The following is a 20,833-nucleotide window of genomic DNA, read 5'->3' on the forward strand; positions in this document are numbered from 1 at the left end:
CGGGAGAGGGAATTCACGACACGTCCACCATCAGCTCCGTCGGAAAGCCGCCGGCCGCCAGCCGGTCGACGATCGCCTGCACGTGCGTGCGGTCGCGCGTCTCCAGGATGACGTCGATCTCCGCCATCTTCACCGGCACGTCATGGAACAGGCGCTGGTGATAGACCTCGACGATGTTGGCCCCGGCCTCGCCGAGGATCCGCGTCGCCTTGGCCAGCGCGCCGGGCGCATCGGTCAGCGCGATGCGCAGGCGCACGATGCGGCCCTCCAGCACCAGCCCGCGCATGAGCACCTGCGCCAGGAGCCGCGCATCGATGTTGCCGCCCGACACCACCAGCCCGACCCGCTTGCCCTGGAAGCGCCCTGGCTCGGCCAGCACCGCCGCCAGCGCCGCCGCGCCCGCGCCCTCGGCGACCAGCTTCTGCACCGTCACCATGCGGAACACCGCGGATTCCAGCGCCTCCTCCGAGGCCAGCAGGATATCCTCGACGTGCTGCTCGACCAAGGCCTTGGTCAGCCCGCCCGGCGCCTTGACGGCGATGCCCTCGGCGATGGTGACGCCGGAGCAGACGATGGGCTCCCCGCGCACCGCCTGCCGCATCGAGGGGTAGAGCGCGCACTCCACGCCGATCACCCGGATGTCCGGCTTCACCGCCTTGGCCGCCACCGCCATGCCGGCGATCAGCCCGCCGCCGCCCACCGGCACCACCAGCGCGTCGAGGTCGGGCACCTGCTCCAGGAACTCCAGCGCCACCGTGCCCTGGCCGGCGATGACGTGCGCGTCGTCGTAGGGGTGGACGAAGACCAGCCCCTCGCGCGCCGCCATCTCCTGCGCGAAGGCGGCCGCGTCGCTCAGCGTCTCGCCCTCCAGCACGACGCGGGCACCGTAGCTCTCGGTGCGCTCCACCTTGGTGAAGGGGGTGAAGCTGGGCATCACGATGGTCGCTTTGATGCCAAGGCGCGCGGCGTGGCAGGCCACCGCCTGCGCGTGGTTGCCGGCCGACATGGCGATGACGCCGGCAGCGCGCTCCGCCTCCGACAGGCTCAGCAGCTTGTTCAGCGCGCCGCGCTCCTTGAAGGAGCCGGTGTGCTGCTGGTTCTCCAGCTTCAGGAACACTTCGCAGCCGGCCAGTTCCGACAGGCGCGGCGCCGCCTCGGCCGGGGTGGCGGCGATGCGGCCGAAGAGGCGGGCGGCGGCGGCCTGGACATCCGCGGCGGTAACGGTGCTCATCAACGGCCTCCGAAGCTGGGCTTGAGCGAAAGGACCTGGGCGCCGGCCTTGCGCAGCGCCTCGCGGTCGCCGGCCAGCCGCACGTTGTCCCCCTGCCGCCAGCGCCCGACGAAATCGCCCCAGTGCGCCGACAGCGGGTTGCCCGACTGCCCGGTGGCGATGACGTAGCGCGAGTTGCCGAGGTCGGACAAGTCATAGACCGCCCGGAATCCGGCCCCGTGCACGTGCGCGTAAGGTGCCGCCGGGTCGGAGAAGCGCGTGGTGCCGCGGTTGACGGTGAAGCTGTCGCCGTCCGTCTCCACCGCCAGGGTGAACCAGCCCCCGACCAGCGGCAGCCGGCTGAGCAGCGGGTGCGGCAGCGGCGCCACGTGCTCCGCCCCCCAGCGCCACGCGGCCATGGCCGGCCCGTGCTTGCGCGCCAGCTCGTCGAGCGCGGCGTCCAGCGACGCCGCCAGCACCTCGGCGCAGGTCTCCGTCCGGTCGGCGGTGCGGACGTCGTCGCACCACGCCGGGCGGTCGGCCAGCGCCAGCTTCACCGTGCGCGTCTGCTGCCAGAAATACTCGCCGTACAGCGGCCCCAGCTCGTCGCCGAGCAGCGCGCGGTTCAACGCGCGGAACCACGCCTCGAAGATCAGCGGCTCCGGCCGGGCGCGGTCCATGCGGCCGTCCCACGCCTTGAGCAGGGCCACCGCCTCCGCCGCCCGCCCCGCGGCCGGCGCCGCGGTCATCAGCGGCAGCAGCTCCCGGGCGGCCAGCGAGGTGACGTCGAGCTGCTGCGCCGCCACGTCGTCCACGGTGAAGGCGCCGCCGGCCAGCATCTGCTGGATGCGGGCGGCGCGCAGCGGCTCCGGCCAGTTGGCCGCCAGCAGGTACGGGTAGCCCGCCCCGACCACCGCGTTGTTGGCGTTGACGATCTGGCCGGAGGGCGGGTTGACCGACTGCGGCAGCGCCTCGAAGGGGATGAAGCCGGTCCAGTCGTAGTCGCCGTCCCAGCCCGGCACCGGCAGCGTGCCGTCGCCCCTGCGCCGCACCGGGGCGAGGCCCGGTACGATGAACCCCACCGTGCCAGCGGTGTCGGCGTAGACCACGTTCTGCTGCGGCGTCACGTGCTTGGCCAGCGCCGCACGCACCTCGGCGGCGGTGCGGGCGTGGTTGAGTCGGTAGAGCGCCTCGGCGGTGGTGTCCGGCTCGCGCAGGCCGGCCCAGGCGAGCGCCAGCACGTGCCCGGCTGGCGCGCCGTCCATGCCCTCCAGCCCGCTCAGCACCGGGCCGTGGCGCGTCTCGCGCACCGTCAGCTCCTCGTCCGGCTGGCCGGCGACCTTGATGATCTCGGTGCGGGTGGCGAAGGGCTCGCTGCCCTTCGGCGTCAGGTAGCGGCCGGGGTCCTGCGGGTCGACGCGCTCGACGAACAGGTCCTGCACGTCGCTGTGCGTGTTGGTGAAGCCCCAGGCGACGGCGCCGTTCTGCCCCAGCGCGTGCATCGGCATGCCCGGCGCGGTGGCGCCGGTGATCGTGAAATTCGGCGTGACGATGCGCGCCAAGTACCACAGCACCGGCGCGTCCAACCCCAGGTGCGGGTCGTTGGCGAGGATCGGCTTGCCCGTCGCGGTGCGGCTGCCGGCCAGCACCCACTCGTTGGAGGCGAGGTCGAAGCCGAGCGGCGGCGGCAGCGCGGCTTCCGCCTTGTCGAAGCGCATCCCCCGGAGATCCGCCGCCAGCGTCACCGGCGAACCGGGCGGGTCGCCGGGGTAGAGGTCGCGGATCTGCTGCGGGGTCAGCGCCTGCGCCAGCCGGGCACGGGTCAGTTCCTCGCGGTAGTTGCCGGCGAGTTGCAGCGCCATCAGCTTGCCCCACACCAGGCTGTCGGCGGGCTTCCACGGCTCCGGCTCCAGGCGGGTCAGCTGGAACTCGATGGGCAGCGCCTCCTTGCGGGCGGCGATGTAGGCGTTGACCCCCTTGGCGTAGGCGTCGAGCGCCCGCTTGGCGTCCGGCGACAGCAGCGCGACGCTCTCCTGGGCGCGGCGGTAGAAGCCCAGCGTGCGCGTCAACCGGTCGAGCCGCAGCGTGAAGTCGCCGAACCGCGTGCCGAACAGCTCGGCCAGCCGGCCGCTGCCCAGGCGCCGCATGCCCTCCATCTGCCACAGCCGGTCCTGCGCGTGCACGAAGCCCAGGGCGTAGTAGGCGTCCGCCTCGGTCTCGGCGAAGATGTGCGGCACGGCGTCGGCGTCGCGCAGCACCTCCACCGGCCGGTCCAGACCGGGCAGCGAGAGGGAGCCGGCGTGCTGCGGCTGTTCGCCGCGCAGCCACAGGAACAGCCCGCCGCCGACCAGCGCCGGCAGCACGACGACGGCCAGCACGACCGCCGCGATGATCTTCAGGAAACGCCGCATTCCGGAAACCCGTCCGCCATTCCAGCCTCCAACATAGTGCAGGCGGGCGGGCGAGACAGCATCGCGTGCGGGCTGGCGTGACACATCCTCCATACGCACTATGGCGACAGCGGCGCGCAGACCCGATATGGTCGTGCGAGCCAGGAGGGATGCCAATGCCGAACTACGATGAAAAAGCCTACCGGATGACCCGCAGCAAGGACGGCCCGACCCTTGCGGAGCAGAAAAGCCAGCTGGCGCGGCTCAAGCAGGATCTGGAGCAGTTCACCAGCCGGCAGGCCGGCGGGGCGATCCTGGGATCGCTGAAGGAGCGTATCCGCGACCTGGAGGGCTCCATCGCCCGCATCGAGAACGCCCGCGCGCTGGACCGCGAAGCGCGCCGGAACGGCGATGAAGGTGGGCCGGGCAATACGGTTCGCGCCACCTCCAGCCGATTCCCGCCGCGCGGCACGCCGGGGCGGGGCTGAGGCGAGGTTTCGTCACCCCGCCCGGCCTGCGGACGGGGTGACGCGCGGCACGATAGGTCGGCCGAGGCTCAGTGGATGCTGAGCCGGTCGATCCGTTCCTTGACGTACAGCTTTTCGAGTTTCAGGCGCTTGAGGGCCAGGTCGTCCGGTCTTGCGCGGCCATACTCCGCCCGAAGCTGGGCTTCGAGCTCGGCATGGCGATGGCGAAGTGCCTCGACGGCATCCGTTTCAACGATCTCCATGGCAGCACCTATGATCTGTGTCCTCCCGACCCGGGACCCGGGTCGTCTGGATACAGATATGGGCATGGGGCGCCGATGCCACTGCGCGAAAGCGGTGCCCTCCCCCTTCGGCGCGCGTCAGGCCTTCTTCACGAACTCCGACTTCAGGTTCATCGCGCCGATGCCGTCGATCTTGCACGCGATGTTGTGCCCGTCGGCGCCGTCCACGAGGCGGATGCCCTTCACCTTGGTGCCGCCCTTGACCACCAGCGACGAGCCCTTGACCTTCAGGTCCTTGATCACGGTCACGCTGTCCCCGTCGGCGAGCACGTTGCCGTTGGCGTCGCGCACGCTCTGCTCCTGCGAGGCGTCGGCCGCAGCGGCGCCGGCGGTCTCCGGGTTCCACTCATGCCCACATTCCGGGCAGATCCACAGGCTGCCGTCGTGATAGGCGTGTTCGGAGCTGCACTCGGGGCACGTCACGTCGCTGTCCATCGTCGTCCTCGCTGGTTGGAGGGCGCACCCTAGTGCACCGGCGGGCCGAGCGGAACCAAAACTCAGCCGCCCATCCGGCCCATGGCGGTGAAGATGGTGATGTCCGAGCGATGGATGCCGACGTCCCGGAGCTGGCGATCGTCCATCGCCTTCAACTCGCGGCGTGCGCGCATGGTGGCGAAGAAGGCGCGGAACCTGCCGGTCAGCAGCAACAGGGCGGTCGGCTGCGCAGGGGTGCGGTCGTCAGCGCCGGCGACGGGCTGAAGGGTGATGAAGCTCACGGTGGAACGTCCAGATGTGCAAACGGGGAATGCCGGGACCTTGATCCTTTTTTCCTACCGACACAATGGACATACGGCTGCGGGAATGGAAGGTCAGGCACGCGCTGGAGGCGTGCCTGACCCATGTTTACCCCATCATCCCATGTTGATGATGGATTGGCTCGAAAAAGCTAAACAAATCAATTAACTTAGCAGTTCGTGTTGCATTGGTGTTGCATGCGGGGGGCTTTCACCCCAGCAACCGCTTTTCCATGGCTGCCATCGCCTTGTGGTGATCCTCGGACGGGAAGAGCTTGCCGTACCGCTCCATCGTCTGCCGGTAGTCCTTGTGGCCGGCGAACTCCATCACTGCCTTGACGCTGAACCCCTGGTCGATCCAGGCCGACACGGCGAAGTGCCGCAGATCGTGCCAGCGCATCTTGATCCCCAGCTTCCGGCACAGCGGCTTGAACCACCGGGAGTGCACGTTGGTGTGGGCGATGATGCCGCCGGCCTTGGTCGGGAACACCAAGTTCAGATCCGACTTCCGGCATTGAAGCTTCCACCGCTTCAGCGTGTTGACGATCAACGGGCCAATGGGAACGTCGCGGTTGCCTGCCTCGCTCTTGGTCTCGCCCATGGCGTTGAAGATGTCGGCACGCTCCCGAACCCGGATGTAACCCGCCTCCAGGTCCACATTCTCCCAGCGAAGCCCGCGCTGTTCAGAGGCGCGCAGCCCGGCCAGCGCCGCGACGATTAGATAGGTGCGGAACTCATCACCCTCCGCGGCGTCAATGAGGCGCTTCACGTTCTCCTTGAGCGACCGCGCCGCCTCCTTCGTCATGGCGCCGCTGGCGCGGCTCTGGCGCTTCACCTCGACGCCTTCGAGTGGGTTGGTGAAGATGAGTTCGTTCGAGCGTGCGTGCTTCAGGACGAAGCCGAGGATGATGAGGATGCGCCGGGTACGGGTGACGGATCGGCCGCCGGCCAAGAGGCGGTCACGGAAGGCGTTGACGTGCTTCGCCTTCAACTCGGCCAGCTTCATGCCGCCGATGCCGATTTCCGGTTCGAGGATGTGCAGGCGGATCGCGCCCTCATAGTTGCGGTAGGTGGCGCGCTCCATCTCCTGGCCGGTGTCCCGGCGAACCGTTAGGTGCTCAAGGTACTGCCGGCACGCCTCCTCCACCGTGATCGAGTCGGCCGCGTGAATGTAGGTGCCATTGGCGATGGCGGCCCGAACCTGGGTTTCGAAGCCGACCGCTTCCTTCTTTGTCTCGAACTGCTTCGACCGGCGCTTTCCGGCCTGATCCTTGTAGTCCACCTGCCAGCGGGTTTCGCCGCTGGGCAGGGTGCGCTTGCGGACTGATGCCATGCTGCGCCTCCCATTGCCGTAATGCGTGGTAACGGATAGGAATGTACGTTACCTGCGCTGAAGGGCGCAAGTTTTATCTTGCGCCGCGCAGCGCATGTTTATAGGTTGGAGCCTGTGGAGTGGATGGAATGACCCAGAAACGAACGTTCACAGACGAGCAGGTTATGGACGCCTGTGAGATCAGCCAGGAAAATCTCCGAAAGCTGATCCAATGGGGTGCAGTCCGACCAGTACAGTCAGGTGGCGGACGTGGAAAGGTACGCTTGTGGGATTTTAATCAGGCGAACCGTATCAGCGTCACGGCACAGCTTTTCAATGCGGGGCTTAGTCTTCGCATGGCCCATACGCTTGCTTACGCCCTGCCGCTTGATGACATGCTGATGTTTTATGACGTGGATCTTTGGGAGGAGCTTGGGAAACGTGACGACCCAGATTTCGCCGAACTGATGCACCCGGACGCCGGGGCCTTTGAATATTACTGGCGTCGCATTGGGCATGTGGTGATCGCAAAGGGAGGATTTGTTTATACGGACGCGCTTGCTCAGTCACCGACCGTTTTTGGATACATCGATCGCTCAACGAATACCTATGTCACTTACAAGGACCCCTCCCAATTCTACTGGGGAATGTACGCCAGCAATGTTGATGGCGCGCCCCGTAGAGTGGGGGTGTCGGATATCGACCCCAAGACGCTAGCTCTCAAAGTCGTATCTAAGGAAGAGTGGAAAAAAATTGAAGCAGATAACGGAAAGCCGCGCTACATGCTTAGTGTCCCTAGCGACTTTCCATCTTACTTCCAAATAATCGCGCTCTACATGGGGCTTTCGGTGACGTTCCGAAAGCTGCTGGGGCTACCGGTGGAGCGCAGTGAGAACTACCAGGATGATCCCGACAAATATGATGAGGAAGACTATGAGCCAGGGCCAACATAGCATCGGCGACAGCGCAAATGGTCGGGGTGGAAAGCCCCACGGCGAAGCGCTGGCTGACGATATGCTTGAAGGCGCCGAGCAAATCGGTGCCTTCATGGGGCTGAAGCCCCGACAGGTCTACCACCTGCAAGACAAGCTCCCGGTGTTCCAGATCGGCGCAAAGCTCTTCGCCCGGAAGAGCACCATCGTGCGTTGGATTGCCGAGCAGGAGGGGAGGGCCGCGCAATGACGGCTGTCCCCGATGTGATTGTTGCCGTTCTGCCCGATGGCGCGCACCGAGTAGTGAAGGGCCGGGCCGAGCTGGAACGCATCATCGCTAGCGGCCGGGCCGAGCGGCACCGCGTCGAGTTCGTCAACGTGGCGAGCGACGCGGAGGCCGACGAACTGCTGCGCCGGCACGGCTCGCACTGAGGGGCACCGATGCCGAAGAAGGTCCGCCACGGCAGAGCCAACGCGACCGGCCGGAATGAAACCGTCCGGTTCGTGGCACTGCACCACTACATGCTCAAGTGCCCAGCCTGGGAGACGATGAGCGGCACGTCGATGAAGATCCTCATCGAGGTGTGGAAGCGACACAACGGCATCAACAACGGCGAGATCGTGTTCGGCACCCGCGAGGCCGAGCGGCTGGGCATCGGGAAATCCCAGACGGCGGTTGCGCTGGCCGACCTACAGCAGCGCGGCTTTCTGAAGGTGGCGCGCAATTCGACGTTCACGCTGAAGACCAAGGAGGCGCGGACCTGGATCCTGACCATGGAGCGCTACCAAGACCAGCCGGCGACGAAGGATTTCATGCGGTGGGAGCGACCTGAGGACGAGGCGCCGAAAATCAAAACACGGTCCGGTGTAGCGGACACACAGTCCGGTGTACCGGACCGTGGGCACCGACGCGCAACGAAATTGCCCGGATTGGTCCGGTGTACCGGACCGTCAGAGGCCGAAACAGCGCCTTCTCGGTCCGGCCTACCGGACACTTCTATATACCATGGGGGTGGCGATGAAGACGGCGTTGCGGCTGACATCGCAGCGGCTGCCGATACCATCGTCGCCAAGCCCAAATGTGAAAATGGTAGGTTGGTAGGTGGTGCGCCCGAAAGGGCGCAATGGACCCGCGCCGATAGGCGTGGGCACGTAGACCCCGCATCGACCACCATCGCCGCCGCCTCCGCCCGAGCTGCTATGCGTGGGCAATCTGACGCGGCGCCGGCCGTCATCGCCGATCCGCGCCAGATCGACCTAGAAGAGATCATCGCGGCCAAGAGCGGGCGGCCGACCTCAACCGAGCCCCCGCCCATTGATCGTCTGCGCGCCGATCTTGCCGAGCATGTGAGCAAGTCGCCGCCGGGCGAATTGAAGCGGCTCGCTGAGCGCGTTGGCTTGAGCCGGCCGCAGCTCTCGAACTTCAAGAGCGGCACCTTCGGACTGAACCCGACCGCCGCCGCCGTCCTGCGTCAGATCCTAGACGAGACGAGGGCCGCATGATCCGGCGCACCCAACCCAAGTCCACAGAACCGGGCGACGCCATCCCGGCGCAGCCCAAGGGGAAGCTGGTGATCGGCTGCTTCAAGATGGCCGCCACCAGTGCCATGCCCGGCCAACGACCGAAGCCGCGCAGGAAGCCGCGCCGCAGTGGCGCGCATCAACTCGACCTTTTCACCAACCAACCTGGAGACGAGTGATGTCCGAGTACGAAGACAAGATGAACGCCCTTGCCCTGAAGCTGCTGGCCGTCGCGCTGGAGGGCGAGCCGACACCCGAGCCGGCTATCCTGGTCACTTACAGCGAGCTTGCCCGCGCCGCGGTGGACGACGCCAGCACCGACGCAGCTATGGGTGTGGGCCTGCTGGCCGCATCGCCCGGTCCCATCGGGATGGACGCCCGTGTCGAGCGCTTCAAGTCCATCGTCGCCGAACTGGAGGCCAAGCAAAGGAGCTTCTGGGACAACGGCGGCGGGATCGCCGTCCTGTAGGTGGGCGGCCCATGCAGGCCATTGACCGTCTGAAGCGGGTGGCGGCCGGCGAGGCGTCGGCGGATGACCTGACATGGTTGTCCGCCCGTCTGGGCTCTTACCTGCGCAATCCGCAGCGCGGTCTCGAGCACGCCCTGTGGCTCGACTGCGCACCAGGGGAACCGCCATGGTGGCGGGTGGAGCGTCAGCGCCTTCGTGACGGGCTGATCCTCCGCCTCTGGCGGGAGCGGTTCCCCGACCTCCCCGCTTGGGAGGCGGCCGAGCAGATCATCACCGTACAGCAACGGTATGCTGCCGCCACGTGGAAGCTTCAGCGAGAGCAGCCGATCCCGCCAGAAGATCCGACCGCCGCTCTACTATGGCGAGCGATGAAGTTGGGCGTTCGCTTTCCGACAAGCCGCCGCAGGATATTCGAGATCCTGAAGACTGCGGATCGAGATGCGCTTTACTGACAAATAATGCGTCTTTCTCTTTCAGTAACCGCCCGTCAAGGTCAAGGCTGAATTATAGCCATACCGGACGGGCGGCGTGTGGAAGTTAGGCAAGGGCAAGAAAGGCGCGGTTGAGCAGCGTAGCGAAAGCTACGACCTGACCGACCCCTATGTTGCGTTCATCCTTGGCGGCATGGGTCCGACTGTTGCCGGCGAGAACGTCACCCCTGATAGCGCGCTGCGGTGCTCTGCCGCCTTCGCCTGCATTCGCATCGTGGGTGAAACGCTGGCGCAGCTCACCCCGCACCTGTACCGCAAGAAGGGTGACGACGACCGCGAGCGCGCCACGGACCACCCCGCCTACAAGCTGGTAGCCAAGGCCGCCAACCCATGGACCCCGGCCAGCGAATTCCGGCTGATCGTCGGAACGCACTTCGCCAGCGTCGGCAACGGCTATGCCTTCATCGGGCGGGACGGGGGTGGCCGGCCGGCCGAGCTGATCCCGCTGGACGCCCGGTTGGTCGCGGTGAAGCAAGACCCGCTCACGCTGGAGCCGATCTATACCGTCACCACCCCGGACGGGCAGACGAGGGACTACAGCCGGGCTGATATTTTCCACGTCCGCGGCGTCGGGCTGGACGTTTACAAGGGCGCCTCCACCGTCTCGCTGGCACGGGAGGCCATCGGCCTTGCCCTGACCCTGGAGAAGCATTGCGCTGGGCTGTTCGGGCGCGGCGCAAAGCCGAGCGGCATCCTGAAGCACGCCAAGACCATGAGCGACAAGGTGTTCGCTCGCATCAGCGGCAGCTTCAGCAAGTGGTATACCGGCGGCGCCAACGCCGGCAAGACGATGATCTTGGAGGACGGCACCGAGTTCCAGCAACTTCAGCTTTCCTCTGTGGACTCGCAGACGTTGGAGATGCGCCGGTTCCAGATCGCGGAGATTTCCCGGTACTGGCGCATCCCGCTCCACATGCTGAACGACTTGGAGCGGGCCACGCACAACAATGCGGAGGCGATGGGGCAACAGTTCCTCACCTTCTGCATCCTGCCCATTCTCAAGTTGTGGTGCGACGCGCTGGCGATTTCGCTGCTGACCGAAGACGAGCGCGAAACGCACTACTTTGAATTCTTGGTCGATGACCTCGCCCGCGCCGAGATCCTGAAGCGCTTCGAGGCGTACGGTAAGGCGATCGACTCCGGTGTGCTGAACCCGAACGAGGCCCGCGCGATGGAGAACCGCCCCGGCTATGAGGGCGGTGAAGTCTACGGGCGCTCGCTCAACTACACCCCCGCCTCCGACTTCAACAACGCCAGCGACCCCAGCCGAACGGACGCTGCGGGAGGTGACGCATGAAGACGGGCTATCGCGCCGTAGAGGTTCGGTTCGCGCTGGACGAGACCGCCCCCGGTGTCTTCGAGGGCTACGGCAGCGTGTACGGCGTCTTGGACAGCTACAACACGGTGTTCATGCCGGGCGTGTTCGCCGCGTCCCTGACCGAGCACCGGGCGGCCGGCACTGTCCCCATGATGCTCTGGCAGCACTCCCCCTCCCGCGAGATCGGCGAATGGTTGGAGATCCGGGAAGACCCGCAAGGGCTGTTCGTCCGCGGGCGCATCGACCTCGAAGCACCAGGCGGAGCGAAGGCGCACCGGATGCTGAAGGGTGCCGAGGTGCGCGGGCTGTCGGTGGGGTTCCGCCGGCGCAAGACCTCGCTTCTGGCCGATGGGAGCACCGCCATCCTACAGGCCGACCTCATCGAGATTTCGCCCGTGCGGCGCCCCTCCAACCCGAGGGCGCGCGTCACGGACGTTCGCAGCGCAACCGCCAGCCCGACCGGGCTAGCCGAGCACATCCGCCGCTTTGCGGCAATCATTGGAGGACAGCATGCTTAAGGGTCTGAACGCCCGGTCGCGAGACTGGGAGGTGCGTGAGGAACAGGGAGACGAGAACGGCGGCGAGGGCCTGGACGAGATCCGCGCCGCGCTGGAGCAGTTCACCGGCAACGCCACGGGCCGGCTGGACAGCACCGAGGCCACCGTGACCGAGATCCGCGCCCGCATGGAGGCCATCGAGCGCGTGCTCCGCCGGCCCGGCTCGCAGGAGCAGCGGCAGGAGCGGCAGGGGCCGGCCCCGGAGACGCGCGCTTTCGAGGCGTTCATCCGCAACGGCCGAGAGTGCATGTCGGCGGACGAGGTTCGTTCGCTGCTGGCGTCGGACGACACCAAGGGCGGCGCCCTGGCCCCCGGCGAGTTCATCGCCGAGCTTCAGCGCAACGTGGTGCTGTTCAGCCCGGTCCGCGCCGTCGCCAACGTCCGCGGCATCGGCTCCGGCTCCGCCACCATGCCGAAGCGCACGGGCGGCATGACGGCTTCGTGGGTGGGTGACACCGAGGACCGGCCCGAGACCACCGTCACCTTCGGTGCCGCCACCTACGACGTTGCCGAACTGGCCGCCTGGGTGGATGTGCCGTTCAGTCTGCTGGAGGACTCGGCCTTCGACATCAACGCCCTGTTGGCGTTCGAGTTCGCGGAGGAGTTCGGCAGCAAGGAAGGCGCCGCCTTCGTCACCGGCAACGGCACCAAGAAGCCGCTGGGCTTCATGTCGGATACCGGCCTGAGCTTCACCACCAGCGGGCACGCCTCGCAGGTTACGGCGGATGGTCTGATCGACCTGTACCACGCCGTGCCCACGCCCTACCGCGCCAATGCCGTGTGGATGATGAACTCGACCACCATCGGCACCGTGCGCAAGCTGAAGGACGGCAACGGCCAGTACCTTCTCGCCACCACCGGCCTTGCCGGCTCCATGGCGACCACGATCCTGGGACGCCCGGTGATCGAGGCCCCGGACATGCCCGACGTTGGCGCGGGTGCGTACCCCATCGTCTTCGGCGACTTCTCCGCCGGCTACCGCATCTTCGACCGCATCCCGCTGGCCCTGACGCGCGACCCGTTCACGCAGGCCACCAAGGGCATGTGCCGTTTCCATGGCCGCCGCCGTGTGGCTGGTGGCGTCGGCAAGGCCGAGGCTATCCGCAAGCTCAAGATCGCGGCGTAAGGAGGCCCCGACCATGCGCGACCTGATGAACCACATCCACCCCATCCCGGCTATCGCCCCGGTGGTGGTGACCGACAACACGGCGCAGGTGTCCGCCATCATCGACACGCTGGGCTATGGCTCGCTGACCTTCGTCATCGCCACCGGCACGCTGTCCGACGCGGACGCGACCGTGACGGCGCTGGTGGAGGACGGCGACGCCTCCAACCTGTCCGACGCCGCCGCGGTGGCCGATGCGCAGCTTCTCGGCACGGAGGCGCTGGCGAGCTTCACCTACGCCGACGACGGCGAGACGCGGAAGATCGGGTACATCGGCTTCAAGCGCTATGTGCGCCTGACCCTGACCCCGAGCGGCAACACCGGCAACATCCCGGTCTCGGCCGTGGCGATCCTGGGGCACCCGCGCTCCATGCCCACCAGCAACCCGCCGGTTTGAGGGTAGGCCCATGCTGACCGTCGTCACCCCGGCCGCGAGCCAACAGCTTACGACCCTGACCGCCGTCAAGACGGAGCTGAAGCTTTCCGGCACGACTGACGACGGCTGGCTGGGCGAAGTCATCGACCGTGCCAGCGCGGCGGTGCGGAACCACTGCAACCGCATCTTCGCGCTGGAGACGGTCCGGGAGACCTTCAGGCTGTGCACCCCCACTGATAGCCTGATCCTGACCCGTTGGCCGGTGGTGTCCATCGTCTCCGTCACGGAGTCGGGCACCACCGTTGCCACCAGCGGCTATGAGGTGGAGGCCGATACCGGCATCCTCTACCGCCTCACCACGTCTGACCGGCGCCGCTGCTGGGCCTCCCCCAAGATCGTTGTGGAGTATCAGGCCGGCTACACCCTGCCCGGCACCACGGGAGCCACGTTGCCCGACGACGTGGAGCGGGCAACCATGATGCTGGTCAAGGCTGAGTGGTACGCCCGCACCCGTGACCCGCTGGTGAAGGCGGAGAACGTGGACAGCGTGTTGGAAACCACGTTCTGGGTTGGCGGGTTCGGGACCGGTGCCACTCTGCCCCCCGACGTGGTGGCGCTGCTGTCGCCGCACCGTCAGCCGGTGGTGGGGTAGACCATGGCCGGCGAAGTCCAAGCCCTGGACCGGGCGCTAGAGCGTGCAGGCGAAGACGTGAAGGTGCGCCGCACCGGCTCGCCTGACGTGACCTGCAAGGCCATGGTGCGCGCACTGAGCGGGCAGGAGATCCGCGCCGGTTCGTCCAGCACTCAGTTGACCGGCCGCGCCATCCTGTCGCCTACCGGGCTCGCCTCGCTGCTGCCGCTGCGCTCCGGTGACAAGCTGGTCAGAGGCGGACAGGAACGGGTGATCGGCTGGGTAGACAACAAGATGCTGGGCGCCGCGTACGTCCGCATCACCGTAGATTTCCAGGGGTGAGGCTGCCATGCCCTACGCCCCGCACAAGCACTGCCACCAACCCGGACACCCGGCCTACACCGGCAAGCGCTGCCCTGAGTGCCGACGCGAGTACGACCGCCGCCGCGGTGGTGCCCGCGAGCGCGGCTATGGGACGCGGTGGGAGGAAGAGAGCAAGGCGTTCCTTGCCCGCCCTGAGAACCGCCTGTGCGCCTGTGGCTGCGGCCAGCGTGCCGACGTGGTTGACCACCGGGAGCCGCACAAGGGCGACCAACGCCTGTTCTGGGACCGCTCCAACTGGAGGCCGATGAACCACCGCTGCCACAACCGCAAGAGCATGGGGCAGGACCGGGGAGCATGGCAGCCGGGCACCACCTCCCCCCCGGTCTCGGAATTTGACGCTAAGGGGGTTCGGACCGGTGGGGAGTCTTGCGCGCAACACCCTGGAAAATGGGACTTTCTACGATGAAGGGCCGTAAATCCCCCGCCTCCGAGGCCACCAACCCGCCGAAGCGCTGCCCGTCGCCGCCGTCCTGGCTGGCGCCGCACGCCAAGAAGGAGTGGAAGCGCGCGGCGGCCGAGCTGCACGAGCGGAAGCTGTTGGCGCCCGACACCATGGCGACCCTGGAGAGCTATTGCATCGCTGTCGGACAGGTCCGCGAGTTCGAAGAGACCATGACGGCCGAGGGTCGCACCGTCTCGACCGAGAACGGGCCGAAGCCGCACCCGGCTTTCAGGATGCAGGGGAACGCGATGCGCGAGGCCCGGCTACTCGCTGCGGAACTCGGGCTGACCCCGCACCGCCGGGGGCTGAAGGGTGGCACGGACGAGGACGAGGGTGATGGCTGGTCTGCCGATCTTCTCCCCTGACCCGACCCGCTACCCGGACCCGACCGGCCGCGCTGATCGCATGAGCCGGTTCGTGCGCAAGCTCACCCTGTGGGAAGGCAAGAGCGCGGGCGGCCCCTTCGTGCTGAACCCGTTCCAAGAGGCCATCATCCGCCGGATCTACGGGCCGGCCACGGAGAGCGGGCGCCGGCTGGTGCGGCTGGCCTGCATCTGGATACCCCGCGGCAACGCCAAGACGACGCTCGCCTCCGCGCTGGCGCTGGGGCACTTCATGGGACCGGAGAGCGAGGCCGGCGGACAGGTCATCCAGGCGGCGGCCGACCGGGAGAACGCCGGCATCGCCTTCAAGCACTCGCACGAGATGGTGAAGCAGGACAAGGCCCTGTTGAGCCGGGTGCGACCGCTGGAAAGCCGCAAGAAGCTGACCCACAAGAAGACCGCTTCCGAGCTGAAGGCCATTTCGTCGGAAGCCTACTCGAAGCACGGCATGAACGCTTCGTTCTTCCTGGCGGACGAGGTGCACGCATGGCCGGCGGTGGAAGGCCGCAAGCTGTTCGGCGTGGTGCGCGACTCCATGGTGAAGCGCGACGAGCCGTTGACCGTCGTTATCAGCACCGCGGGCGAAGGGCAGGGCGGCCTTGCTCATGACCTGTGGCAGTACAGCCTTGCGGTGGCGCGCGGCGAGGTGGAAGACCCGACCTTTGCCCCCATCATCTTCGCCGCCGACCCTGAAGCCGACTGGCAGGACGAACAGGAATGGTTCGCGGCCAACCCGGCTATCGAGGCGGGGTTCCTGTCGCTGGAGGAACTGCGGATCAAGGCCCGGCGGATCGAGCACTTCCCCGCCGACCTCGCCGACTTCAAGCGGTTCCACCTGAACATCTGGCAAGAGGGAGTTGCCAACCCCTGGCTTGAACTGACGATCTACGACAAGGCCGAGCCGATGACGCCGCCGGCCGAACTGGAGGGCCGCGCGTGCTGGGTGGGTATCGACCTGTCCAGCGTGGAAGACCTGACCGCGGTGGTAGCGGTGTTCCCCTCTGGCGAGGACGGCAACCGCAGCTATGACGTGGTGCCGATGTTCTTCCTCCCCTCCGCCTCGCTGGCGCGGAAGGCCGAGAAGGACAAGGCCGATTACGTCCGTTGGCAGCGTGACGGACAGTTGACCGTCACCGAGGGGAACCGCGTTGATCACAGCGCGGTCATCGCCTACGCCGTAGACCTGGCTAAGCGGTACGACGTGCAGGAGGTGGCGATTGACCGCTGGAACAGCACCGCCGTCACCACCGCCTTGCAGAAAGAGCACCTGACCGTTGCCGAGTTCGGGCAGGGCTTCGCCAGCATGGCGGCCCCGGTCAAGGAACTGAAGCGGGCCATCCTGGGCGGGCAGTTCCGCCACGGCGGGAACCCGGTGCTGCGCATGTGCTTCGGCAACATCAGGGCCGTCCGGGACGACGCCGAGAACGAGAAATTCAGCAAGGACAAATCGACCGGCCGCATCGACGGCGCGGTTGCGGCCGCAATGGCTGTCGGGCGCGTCCTGACCGGCGACACCGGCCCGAGCATCTACGAAACCGACGCCCGCCGGGACGGGCTCCTTATGGTGTGAGGTAGGGACATGGCGCAGACAGAACGCATCGTCACGGAAATCTGGATCGAGTCGAAAGGCGCCGTGGAGGGAGCCAACAAGGCCGCCGCCGCGCTGGACCTGATCGCCAAGCAGGCCGAGCGCGCCGCCGCCTCCATGGCGAAGGTGGATGCGTCCATGGCGGGCAAGGGCGCTGGGGCTTACACCGGCCTGACCGACGCCGCCGCACAGTCCATGGAGAAGATGAACGCCGTCATGGCCGAGCAAACCAAGATGCTCGACCTGATGCGCCGCGGGATGGTTACGACCGACGAGGCCATGGTGCGGCTGGCCGCCAACAGCAACAGCTCCGGCCGCGAGCTGGTGGCGATGAACAGCGGCGCCGCTGGCCTGACCGACCGCATGAGCCGCCTGTCCGACGCCACCCGCGCCGCCACCGGGCGCATGGGCGAGCTGTGGGACGCCGGCCGGAAGGTCAACGACGTGCTGCGCCTCTCCTGGGGCGTGCGGACGGCAGAAGACGCCCTTGTCGGCATCGGGCACGCGGCGGCCGGCACCGTCTCGGAGATGGACAAGGTTGTTGAGCACGCGCTGTTGATGAAAGCCGCCTTCAGTGGGTTGCGCTCCGTCGGACTGGCCGTGCCCGGCCTGCAAGAGATCATCGTGGCCGCCACCGCGGTCAACAAGCTGACCGGGATCGTCTCCGACTCCATCCAGGCGAACGACGACTACGCGGCCAGTCACCTACGGATCAAGAAGGCGCTGGAGGACGCGAACAGCGCGTCGGGCCTGACCGCGACGGGTATCCAGAACGCCGCGCGCATGGCCGAGCAGAGCGGCCAACGGATGCGCGGCGAGTACGAGGCCGCCGCCGAGGCGCTGGTGAAGTTCCGATCCGTCAGCGCCGACAACATCGGGGCGTTCCTCCGCGCGTCCGAGGATCTGGCGAACCGGCTGGGCGTGTCGCTGCCCGAGGCCGCCCGCAAGCTCGGGCAATGGGTGGACGAAGGCAGCAAGTCCTTTGCCGGCATGGCCGAGGCCGGAATTCACCTGGGCTATGCGGTGGAACAGCAGGCGGCAGCCTTCGAGAAGGCCGGCAACACCTGGGGCGCCTCCAACACGGTGCTGGACAGCCTGACCGGCACGCTGGCGACCAGCCGGAAGGAAGCGGACGAGAGCGCGGCCAGCGTGCACCGCTACAACGTCGCCTGGAACGACATGATCGAGGGTGTGGGCGCGAAGATCGGCCCGTTCGTCGCGCAACTGCGGAGCGCCTGGGCGTTCATCACAGCGCCGATGGACTGGCCGCGCGACATCGCTACCAGCTTCATGGAGAACCTGACCGACAGCATGGGCACGCGCCCGCTGCAACAGCAGCTCCAGCGCGACAACAAGCTTCTGCAGGATGCGCAGGCCGAGCGGGACAGGATCATCCAGACCGGCGGGGAAAGCGCGTTCCTGGCCCTTCAGAACGTCGAGAACCGCATCGCCGTCCTTGAAGGGAAGATCATCCGGGACAAGCAGGGCCTTGCGGCGCTGGGCATCGACCCCGACCAAGTGCAGGCGGACGGCCGGAAGGTGCAGGCCACGATTGACGGCAACGCCCGCGCCTTCGACCAACTCCGCGCCGGCATCGACGCCGGGCTGAACGGCGCCATCAAGCCCGACCTTGAGCAGCGCATCAAGGGCATCAACAGCGAGTTCCTGAAGACCCGCGACGCGCTGGACGCCATCCGCAACCCGGACGGCTCCAACGACCTCAAGATTGACATGGCGATTGAGGACGCCATGCGCCTGCGGGATGCGCAGATCGCGGCAGCCAAGGAGATGACCAAGGGCACGGAGGCCGGCGACGACTTCACGAAGATGCTGGAAGGCGTCTCCGAGATGGGCCGGCAGATCGAGAAACAGAAGCTCGACAAGTCGTTCGCCCTGTTCACCAGCACCGTTCAGCAGGGGTTGACCCCGGCGGAGAAGTACCGCCTTCAGGTGGAGGCGACCAACGACGCGCTGGAGCGCCTTCGCGCCAGCGGGTTCGAGCCGACGCAACAAGAAATCGAAGCGATCAATCGCGCTCTCATGCAGGCGAACCCGGCTTGGCAGGAAGCGCAGAAGGCCGCCGAGGAATACCGCAAGGAACTCGACCGTGTGCAGAAGCATACGGAAGACCGCCTTGTGAAATTCGCTGAGAAGTCGATTTTCGACACGCTGAGCGGCAAGGCCAAGAACTTCTGGGAGAGCTTCAAGGAGTTCGGTCTACACGCCATGGCGCAGCTTGCCGCTGAATACGCCGTGCGCCCCTTCATTCACCAGATCGGAACGCCAGTGGTGGGTGATACGCCCACGCTGTTCGAAGGAGTAACCGCATGAGTATGTGGATAGCCCACTTCCAAGACAAAGTGGCGCATGTGGTGGTGGACACCGTGGGTTCGGTTCAGGCCGGACCCACGGAGTTCGTCCCGAGTAACTACACGGCGAAGTTCGCAGTAGTGCCGCACCTGAATTGTGTTGTCACCGGCCGCGGTGACGCGCACTTCAGCGCGCTTGTTCACCAGATGTTGAACAGGGCGCCATTCTTCGAGTTTGACGACCTCACGCCCAACCTGAATGCCGTTCTTGTCCAGGCGGAATGGCTGCACCAGAAGCAGGCCAGCGCGGGAGTTGCCCCGCCGGTCACCAGCAAGCAGGAGATGCTTTTCGTCGGCTACTCCAAGGCTCGGAAGCGCCCTGAGCTGTGGGGCGCCATGTGGACGGCCGAGGAGACCTATCGGTGCGTCGGCCCGGCCTACGAAGGGACGTGGCTCGGGCCTGACATCCCCGAGAGCAAGGGGCGGGTGTGGAAGCAGCGTTTCCGCAATCCCGACGTGGACCTTCTGAAGCTGGCGCAACGGCAGCTCGCCGAGGGGCTGGAGATTGACGAGAAGGTCAACGGCGCTGTCGGCGGTGCCATCATCATGGCGACCGTGACCGCCTCTGGTGTCCAGACGAAGAGGCTGGGCTACCACACGAACCATTCCGATCTGGTGCGGCGGATCAAGGAGGGCGACGTGTCGCAGACCTTCGACCGCATCCGGGAAGCCGTAAACTTTGCCGCAGGAGGCATGCAATGACGACTGAAACGACCCTGGCCCAACTCGCCCCGGCCACCACTTCCGCTGCGCAGGGCAGCGAAGATCCCGCCGCCAACTATCGGGCCGTGAAGAAGACGATGGTGGAAGGCCGGCGCGCTTCGGCGAAGGAATTCCGGCAGGCGGCCGAGGCGGTGCGGATGATCGCCACGCATCAGGCCAACGTGGTGAACCACGCCGCCGGGTTGCAGCCGGTCAACATGGTGATGGACCCCAAGGCCCAACTGGACCTGTTGCGCGCCACCGCCGCCGCCGCGCTGAACGCCTCGACGCACGCCGCGCAACTGGCTGACCAGCTTGCCGCCGCGTTCGATATGCTGGCGAGCGAGATGGAGCAGCACACCGCCGTTGTGCTGGAACTGGCGCAACTGAAGCTGGCCGCCGGGCACAAGGCGCCCCCGCCCCCGCACCAGAAGACGCGCCGGCTCCGTCGTAGCAGCGTGTTGAACTGAGGGCGCCGCCATGCTGATCGACACCGACTCGCCGGACCTCCTCCCGATGGAGCGCGCCATGCTGCGGCCTATTGCCGAGCGCCTGGAGGCCACCGCCCGCGTGCGTTGCATGGGGGAGTCCAGCGCAGCCTACGGGGCCATGGGCGCCCCGTGGAAGGGGCAAGACGAGACGGAAAGATAGACGGGATCCCTTCCGCGCGGGGCGGGTGTGTCCTGGCCTTCAGCACACCCGATGGCGCGGGGCGGCTTTAGTCGGTGAGTGGCCGCTCTTCAGAAACCAACCCCGACAGCCGGCGGCGGGTTACCTTTCACCGCGCGGCCGGTGTTCAGAGGAGTGGACGGCGGAGGGGCCATCGGGATGATGGCCCCTTTGTCATGCGCAGACCATTACCCGTAATAATACGCCGGCTTGCCGTTCAATGTGTAAAACCATCCGTCTTGAATATAGTATTGAGGGTTTCCGCCGTTCATCGGATAAACATAGTTATCTTGCACCCAATATTCACATTTTCCATTCTGGGTGTATATATGTTTATCTTGTTGGTAATAGGCCGCCTTCCCAGCAGGCGTGAATATCCACTTGTCAGCCATGACATCCTCAAAATCTGAGGGGGGGGGGG

General features: G+C 66.6%; 27 protein-coding genes. 20 read left to right on the plus strand and 7 right to left on the minus strand.

The annotated features are described in order from the left end of the window. Window positions 1–13: 13 nt before the first annotated feature. Entirely contained in the window at window positions 14–1,231 is a 1,218-nt protein-coding gene (locus tag TSO221_RS11495; RefSeq protein ID WP_109118627.1) for a threonine ammonia-lyase, read from the minus strand. Then, window positions 1,231–3,621 carry a penicillin acylase family protein gene (locus TSO221_RS11500; protein WP_247878012.1) on the minus strand — a complete coding sequence of 797 codons (2,391 nt, stop codon included), beginning with the start codon at window positions 3,619–3,621 and terminating at the stop codon, window positions 1,231–1,233. The genes TSO221_RS11495 and TSO221_RS11500 overlap by 1 nt, the downstream gene beginning before the upstream one ends. A 155-nt stretch (window positions 3,622–3,776) precedes the next feature. On the opposite strand from TSO221_RS11500, the gene TSO221_RS11505 reads away from it, so the two are divergent. Then, window positions 3,777–4,088: a Gas vesicle protein V gene (locus TSO221_RS11505; protein ID WP_109118629.1), complete on the plus strand. Its 312-nt coding sequence runs from the start codon at window positions 3,777–3,779 to the stop codon at window positions 4,086–4,088. A 68-nt stretch (window positions 4,089–4,156) separates the two neighbouring features. Here the strand turns inward: TSO221_RS11505 and TSO221_RS11510 are convergent, their stop codons facing one another. From TSO221_RS11510 to TSO221_RS11525, 4 genes are all read right to left on the minus strand, one after another. Next, window positions 4,157–4,330, minus strand: a complete 174-nt coding sequence (locus TSO221_RS11510) for a YdcH family protein (RefSeq protein WP_109118630.1) — start codon at window positions 4,328–4,330, stop codon at window positions 4,157–4,159. Between the two features lie 117 nt (window positions 4,331–4,447). Beyond that, complete coding sequence (locus TSO221_RS11515) at window positions 4,448–4,804, minus strand: zinc ribbon domain-containing protein YjdM (RefSeq protein WP_109118631.1); 357 nt, start codon at window positions 4,802–4,804, stop codon at window positions 4,448–4,450. A gap of 62 nt (window positions 4,805–4,866) precedes the next feature. Then, window positions 4,867–5,085 carry a DUF1127 domain-containing protein gene (locus TSO221_RS11520; protein ID WP_109118632.1) on the minus strand — a complete coding sequence of 73 codons (219 nt, stop codon included), beginning with the start codon at window positions 5,083–5,085 and terminating at the stop codon, window positions 4,867–4,869. A 229-nt stretch (window positions 5,086–5,314) separates the two neighbouring features. Continuing rightward, window positions 5,315–6,436, minus strand: coding sequence for a tyrosine-type recombinase/integrase (locus TSO221_RS11525; RefSeq protein WP_109118633.1), 1,122 nt, complete (start codon window positions 6,434–6,436; stop codon window positions 5,315–5,317). A 128-nt stretch (window positions 6,437–6,564) separates the two neighbouring features. Here TSO221_RS11525 and TSO221_RS34965 point away from each other — a divergent pair, with 128 nt between their 5' ends. The 19 genes from TSO221_RS34965 (at window position 6,565) to TSO221_RS35355 (ending at window position 20,394) form a co-directional block, all read left to right on the plus strand. Further along, the gene (locus tag TSO221_RS34965) at window positions 6,565–7,368 is read left to right on the plus strand and encodes a hypothetical protein (RefSeq protein ID WP_146208777.1); all 804 of its coding nucleotides are present in this window, start codon (window positions 6,565–6,567) and stop codon (window positions 7,366–7,368) included. Next, complete coding sequence (locus TSO221_RS11530; RefSeq protein WP_199229456.1) at window positions 7,349–7,597, plus strand: hypothetical protein; 249 nt, start codon at window positions 7,349–7,351, stop codon at window positions 7,595–7,597. The genes TSO221_RS34965 and TSO221_RS11530 overlap by 20 nt, the downstream gene beginning before the upstream one ends. After that, window positions 7,594–7,779, plus strand: a complete 186-nt coding sequence (locus TSO221_RS34970) for a hypothetical protein (protein WP_146208778.1) — start codon at window positions 7,594–7,596, stop codon at window positions 7,777–7,779. The genes TSO221_RS11530 and TSO221_RS34970 overlap by 4 nt, the downstream gene beginning before the upstream one ends. A gap of 9 nt (window positions 7,780–7,788) precedes the next feature. Beyond that, window positions 7,789–8,850: a hypothetical protein gene (locus TSO221_RS34975; protein WP_146208779.1), complete on the plus strand. Its 1,062-nt coding sequence runs from the start codon at window positions 7,789–7,791 to the stop codon at window positions 8,848–8,850. Next, complete coding sequence (locus TSO221_RS11545; RefSeq protein WP_109118636.1) at window positions 8,847–9,047, plus strand: hypothetical protein; 201 nt, start codon at window positions 8,847–8,849, stop codon at window positions 9,045–9,047. The genes TSO221_RS34975 and TSO221_RS11545 overlap by 4 nt, the downstream gene beginning before the upstream one ends. Then, on the plus strand, window positions 9,047–9,337 hold the full coding sequence (locus TSO221_RS11550) for a hypothetical protein (RefSeq protein ID WP_109118637.1): 291 nt from the start codon (window positions 9,047–9,049) through the stop codon (window positions 9,335–9,337). The genes TSO221_RS11545 and TSO221_RS11550 overlap by 1 nt, the downstream gene beginning before the upstream one ends. Before the next feature lie 11 nt (window positions 9,338–9,348). Further along, window positions 9,349–9,789, plus strand: coding sequence for a hypothetical protein (locus TSO221_RS11555; RefSeq protein WP_109118638.1), 441 nt, complete (start codon window positions 9,349–9,351; stop codon window positions 9,787–9,789). 76 nt (window positions 9,790–9,865) lie between these two features. Then, window positions 9,866–11,125 carry a phage portal protein gene (locus tag TSO221_RS11560; RefSeq protein ID WP_109118639.1) on the plus strand — a complete coding sequence of 420 codons (1,260 nt, stop codon included), beginning with the start codon at window positions 9,866–9,868 and terminating at the stop codon, window positions 11,123–11,125. After that, window positions 11,122–11,664, plus strand: a complete 543-nt coding sequence (locus TSO221_RS11565; protein WP_109118640.1) for an HK97 family phage prohead protease — start codon at window positions 11,122–11,124, stop codon at window positions 11,662–11,664. The genes TSO221_RS11560 and TSO221_RS11565 overlap by 4 nt, the downstream gene beginning before the upstream one ends. After that, on the plus strand, window positions 11,657–12,829 hold the full coding sequence (locus TSO221_RS11570) for a phage major capsid protein (RefSeq protein WP_109118641.1): 1,173 nt from the start codon (window positions 11,657–11,659) through the stop codon (window positions 12,827–12,829). The genes TSO221_RS11565 and TSO221_RS11570 overlap by 8 nt, the downstream gene beginning before the upstream one ends. A gap of 13 nt (window positions 12,830–12,842) precedes the next feature. Beyond that, window positions 12,843–13,265, plus strand: coding sequence for a hypothetical protein (locus tag TSO221_RS11575; RefSeq protein WP_109118642.1), 423 nt, complete (start codon window positions 12,843–12,845; stop codon window positions 13,263–13,265). 10 nt (window positions 13,266–13,275) lie between these two features. Then, window positions 13,276–13,896, plus strand: a complete 621-nt coding sequence (locus tag TSO221_RS11580; RefSeq protein WP_109118643.1) for a phage head-tail connector protein — start codon at window positions 13,276–13,278, stop codon at window positions 13,894–13,896. Between the two features lie 3 nt (window positions 13,897–13,899). Beyond that, window positions 13,900–14,217: a hypothetical protein gene (locus TSO221_RS11585; RefSeq protein ID WP_146208780.1), complete on the plus strand. Its 318-nt coding sequence runs from the start codon at window positions 13,900–13,902 to the stop codon at window positions 14,215–14,217. Between the two features lie 444 nt (window positions 14,218–14,661). Beyond that, window positions 14,662–15,066, plus strand: a complete 405-nt coding sequence (locus TSO221_RS11595; protein ID WP_109118645.1) for a phage terminase small subunit P27 family — start codon at window positions 14,662–14,664, stop codon at window positions 15,064–15,066. Further along, on the plus strand, window positions 15,038–16,654 hold the full coding sequence (locus TSO221_RS11600) for a terminase TerL endonuclease subunit (RefSeq protein ID WP_109118646.1): 1,617 nt from the start codon (window positions 15,038–15,040) through the stop codon (window positions 16,652–16,654). Before TSO221_RS11595 ends, TSO221_RS11600 begins: the two co-directional genes overlap by 29 nt. Window positions 16,655–16,663: 9 nt before the next feature. Further along, window positions 16,664–19,003 carry a hypothetical protein gene (locus TSO221_RS11605; RefSeq protein WP_109118647.1) on the plus strand — a complete coding sequence of 780 codons (2,340 nt, stop codon included), beginning with the start codon at window positions 16,664–16,666 and terminating at the stop codon, window positions 19,001–19,003. Next, complete coding sequence (locus TSO221_RS11610) at window positions 19,000–19,743, plus strand: hypothetical protein (protein ID WP_146208781.1); 744 nt, start codon at window positions 19,000–19,002, stop codon at window positions 19,741–19,743. The genes TSO221_RS11605 and TSO221_RS11610 overlap by 4 nt, the downstream gene beginning before the upstream one ends. After that, a complete protein-coding gene (locus TSO221_RS11615; RefSeq protein WP_109118649.1) occupies window positions 19,740–20,213 on the plus strand; it encodes a hypothetical protein in 474 nt (157 codons plus the stop codon). Before TSO221_RS11610 ends, TSO221_RS11615 begins: the two co-directional genes overlap by 4 nt. A 10-nt stretch (window positions 20,214–20,223) precedes the next feature. Next, on the plus strand, window positions 20,224–20,394 hold the full coding sequence (locus TSO221_RS35355) for a hypothetical protein (RefSeq protein WP_158284061.1): 171 nt from the start codon (window positions 20,224–20,226) through the stop codon (window positions 20,392–20,394). A gap of 206 nt (window positions 20,395–20,600) precedes the next feature. Here TSO221_RS35355 and TSO221_RS34980 read toward each other — a convergent pair. Beyond that, the coding region (locus TSO221_RS34980) for a 4-fold beta flower protein (protein WP_211099126.1) at window positions 20,601–20,833 on the minus strand (233 nt) is incomplete at its 5' end.

The organism is Azospirillum sp. TSO22-1 (assembly GCF_003116015.1).
Lineage (GTDB): Bacteria > Pseudomonadota > Alphaproteobacteria > Azospirillales > Azospirillaceae > Azospirillum.

Excerpts from the sequence above, each read along its gene's own strand:
- TSO221_RS11545 (WP_109118636.1), top strand. The coding sequence starts at position 8,847 with ATGATCCGGCGCACCCAACCCAAGTCCACAGAACCGGGCGACGCCATC.
- TSO221_RS34975 (WP_146208779.1), top strand. The coding sequence starts at position 7,789 with ATGCCGAAGAAGGTCCGCCACGGCAGAGCCAACGCGACCGGCCGGAAT.
- TSO221_RS11570 (WP_109118641.1), top strand. The coding sequence starts at position 11,657 with ATGCTTAAGGGTCTGAACGCCCGGTCGCGAGACTGGGAGGTGCGTGAG.
- TSO221_RS11550 (WP_109118637.1), top strand. The coding sequence starts at position 9,047 with ATGTCCGAGTACGAAGACAAGATGAACGCCCTTGCCCTGAAGCTGCTG.
- TSO221_RS11605 (WP_109118647.1), top strand. The coding sequence starts at position 16,664 with ATGGCGCAGACAGAACGCATCGTCACGGAAATCTGGATCGAGTCGAAA.
- TSO221_RS11530 (WP_199229456.1), top strand. The coding sequence starts at position 7,349 with ATGAGCCAGGGCCAACATAGCATCGGCGACAGCGCAAATGGTCGGGGT.
- TSO221_RS11615 (WP_109118649.1), top strand. The coding sequence starts at position 19,740 with ATGACGACTGAAACGACCCTGGCCCAACTCGCCCCGGCCACCACTTCC.
- TSO221_RS34970 (WP_146208778.1), top strand. The coding sequence starts at position 7,594 with ATGACGGCTGTCCCCGATGTGATTGTTGCCGTTCTGCCCGATGGCGCG.
- TSO221_RS11495 (WP_109118627.1), bottom strand. The coding sequence starts at position 1,231 with ATGAGCACCGTTACCGCCGCGGATGTCCAGGCCGCCGCCGCCCGCCTC.
- TSO221_RS11610 (WP_146208781.1), top strand. The coding sequence starts at position 19,000 with ATGAGTATGTGGATAGCCCACTTCCAAGACAAAGTGGCGCATGTGGTG.
- TSO221_RS11515 (WP_109118631.1), bottom strand. The coding sequence starts at position 4,804 with ATGGACAGCGACGTGACGTGCCCCGAGTGCAGCTCCGAACACGCCTAT.
- TSO221_RS11555 (WP_109118638.1), top strand. The coding sequence starts at position 9,349 with ATGCAGGCCATTGACCGTCTGAAGCGGGTGGCGGCCGGCGAGGCGTCG.
- TSO221_RS11575 (WP_109118642.1), top strand. The coding sequence starts at position 12,843 with ATGCGCGACCTGATGAACCACATCCACCCCATCCCGGCTATCGCCCCG.
- TSO221_RS11510 (WP_109118630.1), bottom strand. The coding sequence starts at position 4,330 with ATGGAGATCGTTGAAACGGATGCCGTCGAGGCACTTCGCCATCGCCAT.
- TSO221_RS11595 (WP_109118645.1), top strand. The coding sequence starts at position 14,662 with ATGAAGGGCCGTAAATCCCCCGCCTCCGAGGCCACCAACCCGCCGAAG.
- TSO221_RS11505 (WP_109118629.1), top strand. The coding sequence starts at position 3,777 with ATGCCGAACTACGATGAAAAAGCCTACCGGATGACCCGCAGCAAGGAC.
- TSO221_RS11525 (WP_109118633.1), bottom strand. The coding sequence starts at position 6,436 with ATGGCATCAGTCCGCAAGCGCACCCTGCCCAGCGGCGAAACCCGCTGG.
- TSO221_RS11500 (WP_247878012.1), bottom strand. The coding sequence starts at position 3,621 with ATGCGGCGTTTCCTGAAGATCATCGCGGCGGTCGTGCTGGCCGTCGTC.
- TSO221_RS11600 (WP_109118646.1), top strand. The coding sequence starts at position 15,038 with ATGGCTGGTCTGCCGATCTTCTCCCCTGACCCGACCCGCTACCCGGAC.
- TSO221_RS11565 (WP_109118640.1), top strand. The coding sequence starts at position 11,122 with ATGAAGACGGGCTATCGCGCCGTAGAGGTTCGGTTCGCGCTGGACGAG.
- TSO221_RS35355 (WP_158284061.1), top strand. The coding sequence starts at position 20,224 with ATGCTGATCGACACCGACTCGCCGGACCTCCTCCCGATGGAGCGCGCC.
- TSO221_RS11585 (WP_146208780.1), top strand. The coding sequence starts at position 13,900 with ATGGCCGGCGAAGTCCAAGCCCTGGACCGGGCGCTAGAGCGTGCAGGC.
- TSO221_RS11580 (WP_109118643.1), top strand. The coding sequence starts at position 13,276 with ATGCTGACCGTCGTCACCCCGGCCGCGAGCCAACAGCTTACGACCCTG.
- TSO221_RS34965 (WP_146208777.1), top strand. The coding sequence starts at position 6,565 with ATGACCCAGAAACGAACGTTCACAGACGAGCAGGTTATGGACGCCTGT.